Annotated in this window: 14 protein-coding genes and 2 tRNA genes; 4 read left to right on the top strand and 12 right to left on the bottom strand. The window is 71.1% G+C overall.

The window, feature by feature from the left end; translation table 11 throughout:
• The first annotated feature begins 73 nt into the window (after window positions 1–73).
• Window positions 74–757, top strand: a complete 684-nt coding sequence (locus tag CP980_RS16795) for a DUF5324 family protein (protein WP_165937319.1) — start codon at window positions 74–76, stop codon at window positions 755–757.
• A gap of 75 nt (window positions 758–832) precedes the next feature.
• Here CP980_RS16795 and CP980_RS35570 read toward each other — a convergent pair whose 3' ends face one another.
• Entirely contained in the window at window positions 833–1,306 is a 474-nt protein-coding gene (locus CP980_RS35570; protein ID WP_132758149.1) for a LysM peptidoglycan-binding domain-containing protein, read from the bottom strand.
• Window positions 1,307–1,445: 139 nt separating this feature from the next.
• Here CP980_RS35570 and CP980_RS16805 point away from each other — a divergent pair, with 139 nt between their 5' ends.
• A complete protein-coding gene (locus CP980_RS16805) occupies window positions 1,446–1,970 on the top strand; it encodes a GNAT family N-acetyltransferase (protein WP_132758148.1) in 525 nt (174 codons plus the stop codon).
• Window positions 1,971–2,053: 83 nt separating this feature from the next.
• Here the strand turns inward: CP980_RS16805 and CP980_RS16810 are convergent.
• Window positions 2,054–2,126, bottom strand: a tRNA-Ala gene (locus CP980_RS16810).
• Between the two features lie 164 nt (window positions 2,127–2,290).
• Here CP980_RS16810 and CP980_RS16815 point away from each other — a divergent pair.
• On the top strand, window positions 2,291–2,839 hold the full coding sequence (locus CP980_RS16815; protein ID WP_030292665.1) for a helix-turn-helix domain-containing protein: 549 nt from the start codon (window positions 2,291–2,293) through the stop codon (window positions 2,837–2,839).
• Between the two features lie 143 nt (window positions 2,840–2,982).
• Window positions 2,983–4,206, top strand: a complete 1,224-nt coding sequence (locus tag CP980_RS16820; RefSeq protein WP_150528513.1) for a serine/threonine-protein kinase — start codon at window positions 2,983–2,985, stop codon at window positions 4,204–4,206.
• 3 nt (window positions 4,207–4,209) lie between these two features.
• Here the strand turns inward: CP980_RS16820 and CP980_RS16825 are convergent, their stop codons facing one another.
• The 10 genes from CP980_RS16825 to dnaN form a co-directional block, all read right to left on the bottom strand.
• Window positions 4,210–5,514 (bottom strand): hypothetical protein, encoded by a 1,305-nt coding sequence (locus CP980_RS16825; protein WP_150528514.1) that lies wholly within the window; start codon window positions 5,512–5,514, stop codon window positions 4,210–4,212.
• 121 nt (window positions 5,515–5,635) lie between these two features.
• Window positions 5,636–5,770, bottom strand: coding sequence for a DLW-39 family protein (locus CP980_RS35575; protein WP_208809277.1), 135 nt, complete (start codon window positions 5,768–5,770; stop codon window positions 5,636–5,638).
• A gap of 146 nt (window positions 5,771–5,916) precedes the next feature.
• Window positions 5,917–5,990, bottom strand: a tRNA-Ile gene (locus tag CP980_RS16835).
• Window positions 5,991–6,084: 94 nt separating this feature from the next.
• On the bottom strand, window positions 6,085–6,771 hold the full coding sequence (locus CP980_RS16840; RefSeq protein WP_123513569.1) for a DUF3566 domain-containing protein: 687 nt from the start codon (window positions 6,769–6,771) through the stop codon (window positions 6,085–6,087).
• Between the two features lie 3 nt (window positions 6,772–6,774).
• The gene (gene gyrA, locus CP980_RS16845; protein WP_099890600.1) at window positions 6,775–9,381 is read right to left on the bottom strand and encodes a DNA gyrase subunit A; all 2,607 of its coding nucleotides are present in this window, start codon (window positions 9,379–9,381) and stop codon (window positions 6,775–6,777) included.
• 44 nt (window positions 9,382–9,425) lie between these two features.
• Window positions 9,426–11,486, bottom strand: a complete 2,061-nt coding sequence (gene gyrB / locus CP980_RS16850; protein WP_123513571.1) for a DNA topoisomerase (ATP-hydrolyzing) subunit B — start codon at window positions 11,484–11,486, stop codon at window positions 9,426–9,428.
• Between the two features lie 285 nt (window positions 11,487–11,771).
• A complete protein-coding gene (locus CP980_RS16855; protein ID WP_099890604.1) occupies window positions 11,772–12,311 on the bottom strand; it encodes a DciA family protein in 540 nt (179 codons plus the stop codon).
• The gene (gene recF / locus CP980_RS16860; protein ID WP_150528515.1) at window positions 12,308–13,456 is read right to left on the bottom strand and encodes a DNA replication/repair protein RecF; all 1,149 of its coding nucleotides are present in this window, start codon (window positions 13,454–13,456) and stop codon (window positions 12,308–12,310) included. Before recF ends, CP980_RS16855 begins: the two co-directional genes overlap by 4 nt.
• 120 nt (window positions 13,457–13,576) lie before the next feature.
• On the bottom strand, window positions 13,577–14,500 hold the full coding sequence (gene gnd, locus CP980_RS16865; RefSeq protein WP_373312967.1) for a phosphogluconate dehydrogenase (NAD(+)-dependent, decarboxylating): 924 nt from the start codon (window positions 14,498–14,500) through the stop codon (window positions 13,577–13,579).
• A gap of 188 nt (window positions 14,501–14,688) precedes the next feature.
• Window positions 14,689–15,819: a DNA polymerase III subunit beta gene (dnaN, locus tag CP980_RS16870; protein WP_099890610.1), complete on the bottom strand. Its 1,131-nt coding sequence runs from the start codon at window positions 15,817–15,819 to the stop codon at window positions 14,689–14,691.
• Window positions 15,820–16,069 lie beyond the last annotated feature (250 nt).

Consider the following 16,069-nt stretch of genomic DNA (forward strand, 5'->3'; position numbering starts at 1 on the left):
CGGCGGTAAGGCAGGCATGATCCGACAAAGGGTGGAAAGGTGAACTGTGTCCGCCACCGAGGAGGAGGATCCTGTGACCCGCAAGGACAGCGTGCACCTGGCCGCCGAAAGCGCCAGGGAAACGGCGAGGCACGCAGCGGAAGCGGTGGCGCCGTACGCAGCGGCCGCCAGGGACGCCGCTGCACACTACGCGGCCGAGGCGAACGAGCGGCTGGCACCCAAGGTGTCGTACGCGACCGCCGAGGCGGCCCGGCAGGCCCGTACGGCGTACGACGAGCATCTGCACCCGAGGATGAGGGCGGCCCGCACGCACGTGCCCCCGAACGTGGACCGGGCGGCGACGATGGCGGTGCACCACACGCGCCGGGCGGCGCGGCAGGCGGCCGACTACACGCAGCCGAGACTGGAGAGCGCGCTGGCCGCGGCCCAGCCGGTGGCCGAGGAGGCCGCGTCCCGGTCGACGGCGGCGCTGGCGGCGCTGCGCGGCCAGGTGTCGGCCAAGGAGGTCCAGAAGCTGGTGAAGCGCCACGAGCGGCGCTGCCGGGCCGGCCGGGCGCTCAAGTTCACGGCGGTGGTCGGCGTACTGGCCGCCGGGGCGTACCTGGCGTGGCGGTGGTGGGACCAGCAGTCGAACCCGGACTGGCTCGTCGAGCCGCCGGCCGCCACCGAGCTCTCGCGCGAGCGGGAGCCGGCCAGTTTCGACGACGAGCTGGCGGCGAAGGAGCGCGAGACCTCCAACGGCACGCCGGACGAGTGAGCGGGCCCTGACGGGCTCGCACGGCGGGAGGGCCCGGATCGACGGATCCGGGCCCTCCCGCCGTCCGTCGTGCCCCTAGTGGGGCAGGGTGAGGACCTGGCCGGGGTGGATCAGCTCGGGGTTCGATCCGATGACGCCCCGGTTCATGGCGTAGAGCTCGCGCCAGCGGGCCTCGTTGCCCAGCTCCAGGCGGGCGATCGAGGAGAGCGAGTCGCCCGCCCGCACGGTGTACGTACGTTTCGCGGCGGCCTGCGTCGGCCCACCGGCCGGGGCCGCGGGGACCGCCTTGTGCGCGGCGGACATGGGCGTCGGCGTGTGGTGCGGATGCCCGGCGGCGGCCGCGGCCGGCTTCGGCGGTACCGGGGCCGCCTTCGGCGGAGCCGGCGCGGGCTTCGGCGGGGCGGCGGCGGCCATGCGCTCGGCGGCGGCCTTGGTGGCCGACACGGCGTCCGCGTACTTCGCCGCGTAGTCGGCGGACGCGGTCGCCGCGGCCTTCTCGGCGGCCTCGTGCTTCTTCTTGTCGGACTTGAGGAAGTCGAAGAGTCCCATGTGTCTGTACGCCTCCGGCGTGGTGTCGCCCCCTGGCTCGGTGCCTTCCCCCACTGTCGGCCAGCCCGGGCCGCCCGGCCCTGTGACAGGGCCAACCGGGCGACCCGGCAGGGCGGCGCCCGCCTGTTACCGTCGACGGATGCCCGAGCTCGTCCTCCCCTCCCCCCGTCTGCACGCCTCCTGGCTCGAAGCCCGCGCGGAATGGGGCCCCGAGGACCACATGGACGGCGCCGGGCTCGGCTCCGAAGACGACGTGGACAGCCCGGAGGGCTTCGCCGCCTGGACGGAGCGGCTGCGCGGGTACGGGGACCGGACCCGGCCCCTGGAGCAGGGCCGCGTGCACGCCACGTACTGGTGGATCGCCGAGGGCGACACCTATCTGGGCGCCATCGACCTGCGCCACTACCTGAACGGCTTCCTCCTCGACGCCGGCGGCCACATCGGCTACGGGATACGGCCCTCCGCCCGCCGGCGCGGGCTGGCCGGCTGGGCCCTCGGCGCGGTCCTGTACGAGGCCCGGCTCCTGGGGATGGACCGCGTACTCCTGACGTGCGACCCCGGCAACACGGGCTCCGTGCGCACGATCGAGCGGGGCGGCGGGGTCCTGGAGGACGTCCGCGAGACCCTCGTGGGCCCCAAGCGCCGGTACTGGATCGACCTCTGACCGGGGGCGCCGGCAGGCGCGCCGCCTCACGCAAAGAGGCCACCTGACCGGCGTTTCCGCTGGTCAGGTGGCCTCTGGTGCTGTGGAGCTTAGGAGATTCGAACTCCTGACATCTGCCTTGCAAAGGCAGCGCTCTACCAACTGAGCTAAAGCCCCGAAAAGATGGACGCGACCGCCTCCCGTGAAGGTGTGGCCGTTCCGCAGAACAGAGTACCGGGTGTACCCCCGCATCTCGCAAAATTATGGGGGCTCCCGCCACGCGACCACGCTCCGTAAGATGCTCGCGAGGTTCGCACCAGCGAAGTAGGGGAGTAGTAAGAGTGGACGCTGTTCAGCAAGAGGCCACGGCCAGAGCCAGAGAGCTTCAGCGCAGTTGGTACGGGGAGCCCCTGGGCGCTCTCTTCCGCCGGCTCATAGATGACCTCGGCTTGAACCAGGCCCGCCTCGCTGCCGTCCTCGGACTGTCGGCGCCCATGCTGTCCCAGCTGATGAGCGGCCAGCGGGCCAAGATCGGGAACCCGGCCGTGGTGCAGCGCGTCCAGGCCCTCCAGGATCTCGCGGGCCAGGTGGCGGACGGAAGCGTCAGCGCGGCCGAGGCCACCGACCGGATGGACGAGATCAAGAAGACCCAGGGAGGCTCCGTCCTCAGCAACAGCGGCCAGACGACCACCAGTTCCGGAGCGCCCACCGTCAAGCGCGTCGTCCGCGAGATCCAGTCGCTGCTGCGCTCGGTCTCCGCGGCCGGCGACATCATCGACGCGGCCGACTCCCTCGCCCCCAGCCATCCCGAACTGGCCGAGTTCCTCAGGGTGTACGGCGCGGGCCGCACCGCGGACGCGGTCGCCCACTACGAGTCGCACCAGAACTGACCCGGCACGGCGGCACGGCGGTACGGCAACAGGGCGGCACGGCAGCACGACGGCACGGGACGCATTCGCGAGGCGCACGAGAACGCACGGGACATGCGCACGGGACATGCGCACGGGACGGGGGACGGGGGACGGGCGCAGCGATGGGTGAGATCTTCGCCGGTCGGTACGAGCTGATCGATCCGATCGGGAGCGGTGGCGCGGGCGCCGTGTGGCGGGCCTGGGACCACCGGCGCCGCCGGTACGTCGCCGCCAAGGTCCTGCGGCACGGCGACGCCCACACCCTGCTCCGCTTCGTCCGGGAGCAGGCCCTGCGCATCGACCACCCGCACGTGCTGGCCCCGGCCAGCTGGGCGGCGGACGACGACAAGGTCCTGTTCACGATGGACCTCGTCGCCGGCGGTTCCCTCGCCCACGTCATCGGGGACTACGGCCCGCTGCCGCCCCGCTTCGTCTGCACGCTGCTCGACCAGCTCCTGTCCGGGCTGGCGGCGGTGCACGCGGAAGGCGTCGTCCACCGCGACATCAAGCCGGCCAACGTCCTGATGGAGGCCACCGGATCCGGACGGCCGCACCTGCGGCTGTCCGACTTCGGGATCTCGATGCGCAAGGGCGAGCCGCGCCTCACCGAGACCGACCACGTGGTGGGCACGCCCGGCTACGTCGCCCCGGAACAACTGCTCGGCTCCGAACCCGACTTCCCCGCCGACCTCTTCGCCGTCGGCCTGGTCGCCCTCTACCTCCTGCGGGGCGCCAAACCCGATTCCCGGGCGCTGGTGGAGCACTTCCTCGCCCATGGCACCCCCGCCGCCCCCGAGGGCGTGCCGGCGCCGCTGTGGGACGTCGTCGCGAACCTCCTCCAGCCGGACCCCCACAGCCGCTTCAGGACCGCCACAGGGGCCCGCAAGGCCCTTGCCGGGGCCGTGGAGCTGCTCCCGCCGCCCGCACCCGACGAGGACCCGGTGGAGGTGTTCGACCAACTGGGCCCGCTCCCGGCCGGTTTCGGGCCCCAGGGGCCGCAGAGCACGGCCGCGGTGACCCCCGGATCGCCCACGGCGGCGGGGGTGCCCGTTCAGGCGGCCGCGGTGGCCGCACCCGTCGCCCCGGCGGGGTTCGGGCCACCGCCGGCCGGGGTGTTCGGGCCCTCGGAGACGGGCAGCTTCCACCTCCCGCCGCCGGTACGCCCCGGCGCGACCACGGCCGGCTCCGACTCCGGCTCCGGCGCCGCTCCCGCCGCCGACGCCCCGCACCCGACGCCCGTACGGACCGGGGGGATCGCCCCGCCCCCGCCGAAGGTCGCCGCCGGGATCCTCACCGCAGCCCTGCTGTGCTTCGCGGTGGGCGTCTGGGCCCTGACCCGGCTCTGAGCTCTACGCGCGCCTCCCGCGCCGGGCCAGCAGGTACCAGCCGCCGAGCACCAGCAGCAACACCGTCCCGGCGCCGAAGCCCGCGCCCGCCACCACCCGCATCACCGAGCGCCCCTCGGCCGCCTGCGCGGCCTCGGGGGCGGTGAGCCCGTCCTCGGCGGCCGCCCGGTCGTCCGCGCCCACCCCGAACCCGGCCGCGGTCAGGCTCTCCCGGTACGCGGGGGCCTTGGCCGGGGCCCCCGTCACGTCCATGCGCAGCGTCAGCGGCACCGGGCTCGCGTCCTGCGTGAACTCGGCGACCTTCCCGCCCAGGGTCACGGCGACGTAGTACCAGCCCGCCACCCGGACCCCCCGTACCCCCGCGGTGTCCGAGAACCGGTTCTCGTACGCCACCGGCGCCGTCCTCGGCAGGGTGAGCCCCGCCTGCTTGCCCCCGTACGCGATGCCCTTGTCCTCGATCAGGCCCCGGTACGGGCTGTACAGCGCGACGGTGAGCCCGCCCGGCGCCGATCCGTACGACTTGGTCATCCTGGCGTCGGCGAGCTCCGCGCCGAGCCCCAACTGCTGGCCCCAGTCGAGCGGGACCCGGTAGAAGCGGGTCTGTCCGGGCCTCAGGTCGTCGCGCCAGACCCCGCTGCCCAGCGCCCGGGCGTCGTTGAAGCCGGTGCCCCCGCTGCGCGCTTCCGGCTCGCTGCCGGGCAGCGTCGGCGAGGCGGAGGGCCAGACGCTGGGCGCGGTGGTGGGGGCGCTGCCGGCGGCGAGGCCGGGTTCGCGCCGGAGCAGCAGTTCCACCGGCCACGCGGCCTGGTCGGAGTCCTTGGCCGCGGTGCGGACGACCTTCGCGAAGTAGACGCCGGCGCCCTGGCATTCGGCGTCCTCCTCCAGCCGGCGGACCGCCACCGCGCCGAGGGGGACGGGGTCGTAGCCGAAGCCGGCCCGGCCGCGGTCGTCCGGGCAGCGCTCGCCCTCCTTGGTCATGATCTCGACCTCCAGGCCGTCGCCGTAGCCGACCTTGGCGCCGCGCGGGGGCTGGACCACGGCGGAGAAGTACACGCTGGAGGCGTCGTCGAGATTGAGCCGGTAGTAGCGCTCGCCCGGGGCGAGGGTGTCGGCGTACGCCCGCCCGGCCGCCACGAGCGGCGCGTCCGCGCTGCCGGGCCCGCCCTGGATCCGCTGGGCCCCCTGGGCGCCCTGGTACGCCGGCACCGGCTGCGGGGGAACGGTGGCGGCCCGCACCGCCCCGGGAAGGGCCCCGGCCAGCCCCAGGGCCGCCGCCCCCACCAGCACCGTCGTCCGTACCCGCCCCATCACGCCACCCCGATTTTGCTAGCGCAAGCGAAATCTTTGCATAACGTAACTTTTCGTCACAGAACAGCACAAAGCCCCGGCCGCAGCGGCAGCCGGGGCTTCATGAGATCAGCTTTGGGTCTCACACACCGGAACCAGAGGGCACGGAGTCAGTTGCCTCCGTCCACAGGTCCTGCTCGGCGCGGTCCGCCTGGATCTGGCGGTACACGAGGAGCCCGCCGATGGCGGCCAGTGCGACCAGGAGCAGCTTCTTCACCGCGCGACCTCGTCTTTCATTGACGTTGGGGACTTCTGACGGCCAACAATACACACGCACCGATACCGTTCGGTGACCTGGGAAGGCCCCAACCGACCCTACGAAGAAGACCCCCAGGCCAAGGGCCTGGGGGTCTTCATTCACTGTGGGGCTAACAGGATTTGAACCTGTGGCCTCATCCTTATCAGGGATGCGCTCTAACCAACTGAGCTATAGCCCCATCCGCGCTGCGCGCTGACTCCTGAAGATTAGCGCACAGACACGGTCCCGCCAAAATCCGTTCCCCGGGGCAGTCCCCGCAGGTCAATCAGCGGTCATTCGTCCTCGGCGAGCGTGAGCTCCACACCGCCGACGAAGCCCGCCGACAAGTTGTAGATGAACGCGCCCAGGGTGGCCAGAGCCGTCGCCAGCACCACGTCGATGACCGCGATCACCGACGTGAAGATCAGAACGCGCGGCAGCGACAGGAACGACTGGAGATCGAAGCCGTTGCTCTCGTTCGACCCGGTCGCCTCGCTGATGGTGCCGCCGACGGTCGAGAAGACGCCCATGGCGTCCATGACCATCCACAGCACCGCCGCCGCGACGATCGTGCACACGCCCAGCGCGATCGACAGCAGGAAGCTGACCTTCATCACCGACCACGGGTCGGCCTTGGCCACCCGCAGCCGCGCCTTGCGCGTCCTGGGCGTCGTACGGGCCCCCGTACGCGCCTTGCGCTGCGCCGCGGCGTCCCCGGCCCCCCGCGGCGCACCCGGCGCCTGGGGCGCCGCGTACGCCTGCGGCGGGTGGTACGGCTGCTCCGGCGGCCGGCCGGGTGCGGCCGCGCCGGCAGCGGCGGCGGCCTTCTCCGGCTGCGGCTTGCGGGTGTCCGTCACGGTTCTCCCCCTGCCCTCGACGGCCTCGGCGCCACCGTCCGGGGTGTCCGGGGAGTCCGCGGCGGGGCCACGGGTACCGTCCTCCCCAGTCTTGGCCGGTCCGGCGCCCGTGGCTCCACTCACGACTTACTCCTCGTGCTCCCCGGCCGAGGGCTGCGTGCCCTCGGCGGCCTCGGCGGCCTGTCCTTCGGCTGCGTCGGTCTCCTCGACCTCGTCAGCTTCCTGACCGGCCTCGGCGTTACGAGCGATACCGACCACGGCATCGCGCTTGCCCAGGTTGATCAGCTGGACGCCCATGGTGTCACGGCCGGTCTCCCTGACTTCGTTGACTCGCGTACGAATCACACCGCCGCCGAGCGTGATGGCGAGAATCTCGTCCGATTCGTCCACCACCAGCGCGCCGACGAGCGACCCGCGGTCCTCCACGATCTTCGCGGCCTTGATGCCCAGACCGCCACGGCCCTGGACGCGGTACTCGTCGACCGGCGTCCGCTTGGCGTAGCCGCCGTCGGTCGCGGTGAAGACGAACGTACCGGGCCGCACCACGCTCATGGAGAGCAGTTCGTCACCTTCACGGAAACTCATGCCCTTCACGCCCGAGGTGGCGCGGCCCATCGGACGCAGCGCGTCGTCGGTCGCCGTGAAGCGGATCGACTGCGCCTTCTTGCTGATCAGCAGCAGGTCGTCCTCGGCGGAGACCAGCTCGGCGCCGATCAGCTCGTCAGCAGCACCGTCGGCACCGTCGGCGCCGGTCTCCCGGAGGTTGATCGCGATGACACCACCCGAACGGGGCGAGTCGTAGTCCTTGAGCGCCGTCTTCTTCACCAGGCCGCCCTTGGTGGCCAGGATCAGGTACGGGGCGGCCTCGTAGTCGCGGATCGCGAGGATCTGGGCGATCTTCTCGTCCGGCTGGAAGGCCAGCAGGTTGGCCACGTGCTGCCCACGGGCGTCACGGCCGGCGTCCGGCAGCTCGTACGCCTTGGAGCGGTAGACCCGGCCCTTGTTCGTGAAGAACAGCAGCCAGTGGTGCGTGGTGGAGACGAAGAAGTGGTCGACCAGGTCGTCCTGCTTCAGCTTCGTGCCGCGCACGCCCTTGCCGCCGCGCTTCTGCGAGCGGTAGTCCTCGGTCTTGGTGCGCTTGACGTAGCCGCCGTGCGTGATCGTGACGACGATGTCCTCTTCGGCGATCAGGTCCTCCATGGACATGTCGCCGTCGAAGGGGACCAGCTTGGAGCGCCGGTCGTCGCCGTACTTCTCGACGAGGGCCGCCAGTTCCTCGCTGACGATCGAACGCTGCTTCTCCGGCGAGGCCAGGATCGCGTTGTACTCGTTGATCTTCGCCTGGAGTTCGTCGTGCTCGGCGACGATCTTCTGCCGCTCCAGGGCCGCCAGGCGCCGCAGCTGCATCTCCAGGATCGCGTTGGCCTGGATCTCGTCGATCTCCAGCAGGCCCATCAGGCCCTCGCGCGCGATCTCGACCGTGTTGCTGCGCCGGATCAGCGCGATGACCTCGTCGATCGCGTCCAGCGCCTTGAGCAGGCCGCGCAGGATGTGCGCCCGCTCCTCCGCCTTGCGCAGGCGGAACTTCGTACGCCGGACGATGACCTCGATCTGGTGCTGCACCCAGTGGCGGATGAACGCGTCGATCGACAGCGTGCGCGGCACGCCGTCCACCAGCGCCAGCATGTTCGCGCCGAAGTTCGTCTGGAGGTCGGTGTGCTTGTACAGGTTGTTCAGCACGACCTTGGCGACGGCGTCGCGCTTGAGCACGATCACCAGGCGCTGGCCGGTGCGCGAGGAGGTCTCGTCGCGCACGTCGGCGATGCCGCCGATCTTGCCGTCCTTCACCAGGTCGGCGATCTTCTGCGCCAGGTTGTCCGGGTTGGTCTGGTACGGAAGCTCCGTCACCACCAGGCACTGGCGGTTCTGGATCTCCTCGACCTCGACCACCGCGCGCATCGTGATGGAGCCGCGACCGGTCCGGTACGCCTCCTCGATGCCCTTGCGGCCCACGACCAGGGCGCCCGAAGGGAAGTCAGGACCCTTGATGCGCTCCAGCAGCGCCTCCAGGAGCTCCTCGTGCGTGGCCTCCGGGTGCTCCAGCGCCCACTGCGCGCCCGCCGCGACCTCGCGCAGGTTGTGCGGCGGGATGTTGGTCGCCATGCCGACCGCGATACCGGCGGAGCCGTTCACCAGCAGGTTCGGGAACCGCGCCGGCAGGACGGTGGGCTCCTGGTTGCGGCCGTCGTAGTTGTCCGTGAAGTCGACGGTCTCCTCGTCGATGTCCCGGAGCATCTCCATGGCCTGCGGCATCAGCTTGCACTCGGTGTAGCGCATCGCGGCCGCCGGGTCGTTGCCCGGGGAGCCGAAGTTGCCGTTGCTGTCCACCAGCGGCATGCGCATCGACCACGGCTGGGCCAGGCGGACCAGGGCGTCGTAGATCGAGCTGTCGCCGTGCGGGTGGTACGTGCCCATGACGTCGCCGACGACGCGGGCGCACTTGTAGAAGCCCTTCTCGGGCCGGTAACCGCCGTCGTACATCGCGTACAGCACGCGGCGGTGGACCGGCTTGAGGCCGTCCCGTACGTCGGGCAGCGCGCGGGACACGATGACGGACATCGCGTAGTCGAGGTAGGAGCGCTGCATCTCCGTCTCGAGCCCGACGGGCTCGATGCGCAGCACGGGCTGCTCCTCCGCGGGATTCTCGGCGGTGGGGGTGGTTTCGTCGGCCATTGCTGGTCAGAAGTCCTTTCAGGCGGCGGTCAGCGGAGGCCGACTCAGATGTCGAGGAACCGAACGTCCTTGGCGTTGCGCTGGATGAAGGAGCGCCGGGCTTCGACGTCCTCGCCCATGAGCACCGAGAACAGGTCGTCGGCCTGGGCCGCGTCGTCGAGGGTGACCTGGCCGAGCACGCGGTGGTCCACGTCCATGGTCGTGACGCGCAGCTCCTCGGCGTTCATCTCGCCCAGACCCTTGAAGCGCTGGATCGAGTCTTCCTTGATCCGCTTGCCGTTCTGCTTGCCGAGCTCCACCAGCGCGTCGCGCTCGCGGTCCGAGTACGCGTACTCGAAGTCGTCCCGGCCCCACTTGATCTTGTACAGCGGCGGGCGGGACAGGTACACGTGACCCGCCTCGACCAGCGGCCGCATGAAGCGGAAGAGGAAGGTCAGCAGCAGGGTGTTGATGTGCTGGCCGTCGACGTCGGCGTCCGCCATCAGGATGATCTTGTGATAGCGGAGCTTCTCGATGTCGAAGTCCTCGTGCACACCGGTGCCGAAGGCGCTGATCAGCGCCTGGACCTCGGTGTTCTGGAGGATCTTGTCGATCCGGGCCTTCTCGACGTTCAGGATCTTGCCGCGGATCGGCAGGATGGCCTGGTACATCGGGTTGCGGCCGGACTTCGCGGAGCCGCCGGCGGAGTCACCCTCGACGATGAAGATCTCGCACTTGGTCGGGTCGTTCGACTGGCAGTCGGACAGCTTGCCCGGCAGCGAGGCGCTCTCCAGCAGGCCCTTGCGACGGGTCAGGTCGCGGGCCTTGCGGGCCGCGACGCGGGCCGTGGCCGCCTGGATCGACTTGCGGACGATGTCCGCGGCCTCGACCGGGTTGCGGTCGAACCAGTCGTTGAGGTGCTCGTGGACGACCTTCTGCACGAAGGTCTTGGCCTCCGTGTTGCCCAGCTTGGTCTTCGTCTGGCCCTCGAACTGGGGCTCGCCCAGCTTGACCGAGATGATCGCGGTCAGACCCTCGCGGATGTCCTCGCCCGCGAGGTTGTCGTCCTTCTCGCGCAGCAGCTTCTTGTCGCGCGCGTAACGGTTCACCAGACCCGTCAGCGCCGCGCGGAAGCCCTCCTCGTGCGTACCGCCCTCGTGCGTGTGGATCGTGTTCGCGAAGGAGTAGACGCCCTCCGAATACTGCGAGTTCCACTGCATCGCGATCTCGACCGAGAGCATGCGCTCCTTGTCCTCGGCCTCGACGTCGATGACGGTCGGGTGGATGAGCTCGCCCTTGCGCGAGTTCAGGTACTTCACGAAGTCGACGATGCCGCCCTCGTAGTAGTACGTGACGGTGCGCGCGGTGGGCTCGGCCGTGTCCGCCTCGGGGTCGTCCGCACCGACGGTCGCCTTGGCCGATTCGCGCTCGTCGGTCAGCTTCAGGGTCAGGCCCTTGTTGAGGAAGGCCATCTCCTGGAAGCGCCGCGACAGCGTCTCGAAGGAGTACTCGGTCGTCTCGAAGATGTCGCCGTCGGCCCAGAACGTGACGGACGTGCCGTGCTCGTCGGTCGCCTCGTTCTTGGCCAGCGGGGCCGTCGGCACGCCCAGCTTGTAGTCCTGGGTCCAGCGGTGGCCGTCCGTCTTGACCTCGACCGCGACCTTGGTCGACAGGGCGTTCACGACGGAGACGCCGACGCCGTGCAGACCGCCGGAGACGGCGTAGCCGCCACCGCCGAACTTGCCGCCCGCGTGCAGGACCGTCAGGACGACCTCGACGGCCGGCTTGCCCTCGGACGGCACGATGCCGACCGGGATGCCGCGGCCGTTGTCGATGACCCGCACACCGCCGTCGGCGAGGATCGTCACGTCGATGGTGTCCGCGTGCCCGGCCAGGGCCTCGTCGACGGAGTTGTCCACCACCTCGTACACGAGGTGGTGGAGCCCGCGCTCACCGGTCGAGCCGATGTACATGCCGGGCCGCTTGCGGACCGCGTCCAAGCCCTCCAGGACCTGGATCGCACTGGCGTCGTACGAGGCGGTGACCTCGCCGTTCTCGCCGGCTGTGGACTGGTTGTCGTTGGGGTTGCCGGAATCGGCCACGAAGCGCCCTTTCTGGCACAGCACAGGCCGTACTCCGGGCCAGCAGGCATGCAAGCAGGAGCGGCTGCGTCGATCTGCGTTGTCAGCGTGTATCAGCTAGATCCCGCAAGCGGGCGGGATTCGCTTCAGTCTACCGGTACCACGGACATGAATGGGGGTTTGCCGGTACCTGAGTCCGCATGTGCCGCCCTGAACCTCCTCTCTCCGACTCCCCATATCCGGGAAGGGGCTCAAAGAGGCTCACACGGGCGTGCAGCGCTTCGGCCTGTCAACCTCCCGCTACCGTGAGGGACGCCACGCGGGCACGGCCTATCCGTACGTGTCCCCCGGACCCGTACTGCCCGGCGCGCGCAGCGGCCCGTACCGCTTCGGGCGCCCGCCCGGACCCTGGACCTTGATCATCCTGACCGTGCCCTGGCCCAGGTCCGCGTTGAGCCGGGCCACCAGCTGCGGGGCCAGCAGCTTCAGCTGCGCGGCCCACGCCGAGGAATCACAGCGCACGACCAGTTCACGGTCCTCGTAGCGGTCCGGTTCACAGTGCGCCGCGATCTCCGGGCCGACGATCTCCGGCCAGCGCTCCATCACGCCCGCGACCGCCATCGGCATCTCCCAGCCATGCTCGGTGCGCAGGCGGTCCAGCGCCGCCATGAGCGGCATCGGATCGCGGCCGTCGGCGCGGGCGCCCGAGCGCAGGCCGGGCCGGTGCTTGTTCTTCCCGCCGGCCGCGTTGCCGCGGGCCCGGGCCTGCTCGCGGGCGGCCGCCAGCGCCTGCCGGGCGAGGTCCACGCCCGAGGGCTCGGGGACCTTGCGGGGGCCGGTCGTACCGGGTTCCTTCTCTTCGCCGCTCACAGCCGGGTCACCTCACCGCCGGACACCCCGAAACGGGCCCCGGCCAAGGCCCCCGGGACGTCGTCGTCCACCGCCGCCGTCACCAGTACCTGCTCGCCCGGGGCCACCAGCTCCGCCAGCCGCTCGCGGCGCCGCGCGTCCAGCTCGGCGAAGACGTCGTCGAGGATCAGCACCGGCTCGGCGCCCTCCGAGCGCAGCAGCTCGTACGAGGCCAGTCGCAGGGCCAGCGCGTACGACCAGGACTCGCCGTGGCTCGCGTACCCCTTGGCCGGGAGGTCGCCCAGGCGCAGCAGCACGTCGTCGCGGTGCGGGCCGACCAGGGTCACGCCGCGCTCGATCTCCTGCTTGCGCACCTCGGCCAGGGCCGCCAGCAGCACCTCGTACAGGGCCTCGCGGGTACGGGCCCCGCCCCCGTCCACGGCCTCGTCGGCCTCGCCGGCCGCCGAGGACTTGTACGCGAGCCCGAGCGGTCCGCCGCCGGGCGCGAGCTGCTCGTACGCCTTGTCCGCGAGCGGCAGCAGCGTCGCGATGAGGTCGAGACGCTGCGCCAGCAGTTCCGCGCCCGCGCGCGCGAGGTGCTGGTCCCAGACGTCGAGGGTGGAGAGGTCCATGGAGCGGCCGCCGTGCCGGCGGGCCATCGCCGCCGATTTCAGCAGGGTGTTGCGCTGCTTGAGCACCCGCTCGTAGTCGGAGCGGACCCCCGCCATCCGCGGCGAGCGGGCGGTGACGAGCTCGTCGAGGAACCGGCGGCGCTCCCCGGGGTCCCCCTTCACCAGGGCCAGGTCCTCCGGAGCGAACAGCACCGTGCGGACGATCCCGAGCACGTCCCGGGGCCTGACCTGCGAGGACCGGTTGATGCGGGCGCGGTTGGCGCGGCCGGGGTTCAGCTCCAGCTCGACCAGCTGCTGGCGGGCGCCGTGGGTGACGGCCGCGCGGATGACCGCCCGGTCCGCGCCCATGCGGACCAGGGGCGCGTCCGAGGAGACGCGGTGGCTGCCGAGCGTGGCCAGGTAGCCGATGGCCTCGACCAGGTTGGTCTTCCCCTGGCCGTTGGGGCCCACGAAAGCCGTGACGCCCGGGTCGAGGGGAACCTCGGCCCGGGCGTACGAGCGGAAGTCGGCCAGTGAGAGATGCGAAACATGCATACGGCGCCGACCTCCCCCGGCTTCCTGCTGCTCTGCTCTGTGCTGCTGTGGATCCGTGATCCGTGGTCCGTGGTCCGTGCTGCCGCGGACCGGCTGTGGACGGTTGTGGACGGCTGTGGATTACGCCTTCTCGACCGCGTGGCCGCCGAACTGGTTGCGCAGCGCGGCGATCATCTTCATCTGCGGGGAGTCGTCCTGGCGGGACGCGAACCGCGCGAAGAGCGAGGCGGTGATCGCGGGCAGCGGCACGGAGTTGTCGATCGCCGCCTCCACGGTCCACCGGCCCTCGCCCGAGTCCTGCGCGAAGCCGCGCAGCTGCTCCAGGTGCTCGTCCTGGTCCAGGGCGTTCACGGCCAGGTCCAGCAGCCAGGAACGGATGACCGTCCCTTCCTGCCAGGAGCGGAAGACCTCGCGGACGTCGGTGACCGAGTCCACCTTCTCCAGGAGCTCCCAGCCCTCGGCGTAGGCCTGCATCATGGCGTACTCGATGCCGTTGTGGACCATCTTCGCGAAGTGGCCCGCGCCCACCTTGCCGGCGTGCACGGAGCCGAACTCGCCCTCGGGCTTGAGGGCGTCGAAGATCGGCTGGACCCGGGCGACGTGGTCCTTCTCGCCGCCGTACATGAGCGCGTAGCCGTTCTCCAGGCCCCATACGCCGCCGGAGACACCGCAGTCGACGAAGCCGATGCCCTTGGCCGCCAGCTCGGCGGCGTGCTTCTCGTCGTCGGTCCAGCGCGAGTTGCCGCCGTCGACGACGATGTCGCCGATCGAGAGCAGCTCGGCGAGCTCGTCGACGGTGGACTGCGTCGCCGCACCTGCCGGGACCATCACCCACACGACGCGGGGGGCCTGCAGGCTGTCCACAAGTTCCCGCAGGCTGTGGACATCGGCAAGGTCCGGGTTGCGGTCGTATCCGATGACGGTGTGGCCTGCGCGGCGGATGCGCTCGCGCATGTTGCCGCCCATCTTGCCGAGACCGACGAGACCAAGCTCCATCAGGTGGTTCCTTAAGCGTTGTGGCCGTCTGTGCCGGGTTCCCCGCACATCACCGGGGGCACCCAGGCTCCGAGCCTACGCCGGGCGGTGCCGCCGGGCGCCACGGGCGCTCCAGGACGGCGGTACGGGGCCCGTACGAGGGGGTGTACGGGCCGGCGGCGCGGGAGCCCGTACGGGGGCGAACGGCGTCGGGCCCGGCCCCGCGCCTGCGAGACCGGGCCCGACGTACGCGTGCGTCAGCCGGACAGGCGCACCGGCATGATCAGGTACTTGTACGCCTCGTCCGCCTCGGCGTCGACGGCCGGACGGCCGCTCAGCAGCGCGGGCTTGGTGGACGTGGTGAAGCTCAGCTGCGCGGCGGGCGAATCGATCGCGCTCAGACCGTCCAGCAGGAAGGTGGGGTTGAAGGCGATCGAGATGTCGTCGCCCTCCAGCTTCGCGTCCACACGTTCCACAGCCTGTGCGTCGTCGGAGGAGCCGGCCTCCAGGATCAGCACGCCCTGCTCGAAGCTGAGGCGGACCGGGGTGTTGCGCTCGGCGACCAGGGCCACGCGCTTGACGGCCTCGACGAAGGGGGCGGTCTCGATGACCGCGACGGAGTTGAACTCCGTCGGGAACAGCGTGCGGTACTTCGGCAGGTCGCCTTCGAGCAGGCGGGTGGTGGTGCGGCGGCCGGCGCCCTCGAAGCCGATGAGGCCCTCGCCGGCGCCGGAGCCGGACAGCGCCAGGGTGACCGTGTCACCGCTGGTCAGGGACTTCGCGGTGTCCAGGAGCGTCTTCGCGGGCACCAGGGCCACGGCGGAGGCGTCCGGGTTCTCCGGCTTCCACAGGAACTCGCGGACCGCGAAGCGGTAGCGGTCGGTGGAGGCCAGGGTGACGCGGTCGCCCTCGATCTCGATGCGGACACCGGTCAGCACGGGCAGCGTGTCGTCGCGGCCGGCGGCGATGGCGACCTGGGCGGCGGCGGAGGCGAAGACCTCGCCGGGCACGGTGCCGGTCGCGGTGGGCATCGTCGGCAGGGCCGGGTACTCCTCCACAGGCAGGGTGTGGAGTGTGAATCGCGAGGAGCCGCAGACCACGGTCGCCCGTACACCGTCTGTGGAAATCTCCACGGGGCGGTTGGGGAGCGCGCGGCAGATGTCGGCGAGGAGCCGGCCGGAGACGAGGACGGTCCCGTCCTCCTCGACGTCCGCCTCGACGGAGACGCGGGCGGAGACCTCGTAGTCGAAGCCGGAGAGGGACAGCGTGCCCTCCTCGGCCTTCAGCAGCAGGCCCGCGAGAACGGGCACCGGCGGCCGGGCCGGGAGGCTGCGGGCAGCCCAGGCCACCGCCTCCGCGAGTACGTCGCGCTCCACCCGGATCTTCACCGGAACCGCCTCCTGCTGTTGCTCGCTCGTCTGCCGGCCTTCGTTCTCGGCCCGATGCCTCGATGCCCTCGATGGCTCGGAGCCTCGGTGCCGGGGACCAGTCTGACGTACGGCGCCGACAGTCGGTGCTGCCGGAGGTCAAGTCGGGAGCGAGGTGTCGGGGAGGCGTCCCCACCGAGTTGTGCACAGGACCCGCTTGAAAACCGAAACCGGGCTAACTCTCTATGGGGGTAGTAGTAGGGCCTGTGGA

This window comes from Streptomyces vinaceus (assembly GCF_008704935.1).
GTDB classification, from domain to species: Bacteria; Actinomycetota; Actinomycetes; order Streptomycetales; family Streptomycetaceae; genus Streptomyces; species Streptomyces vinaceus.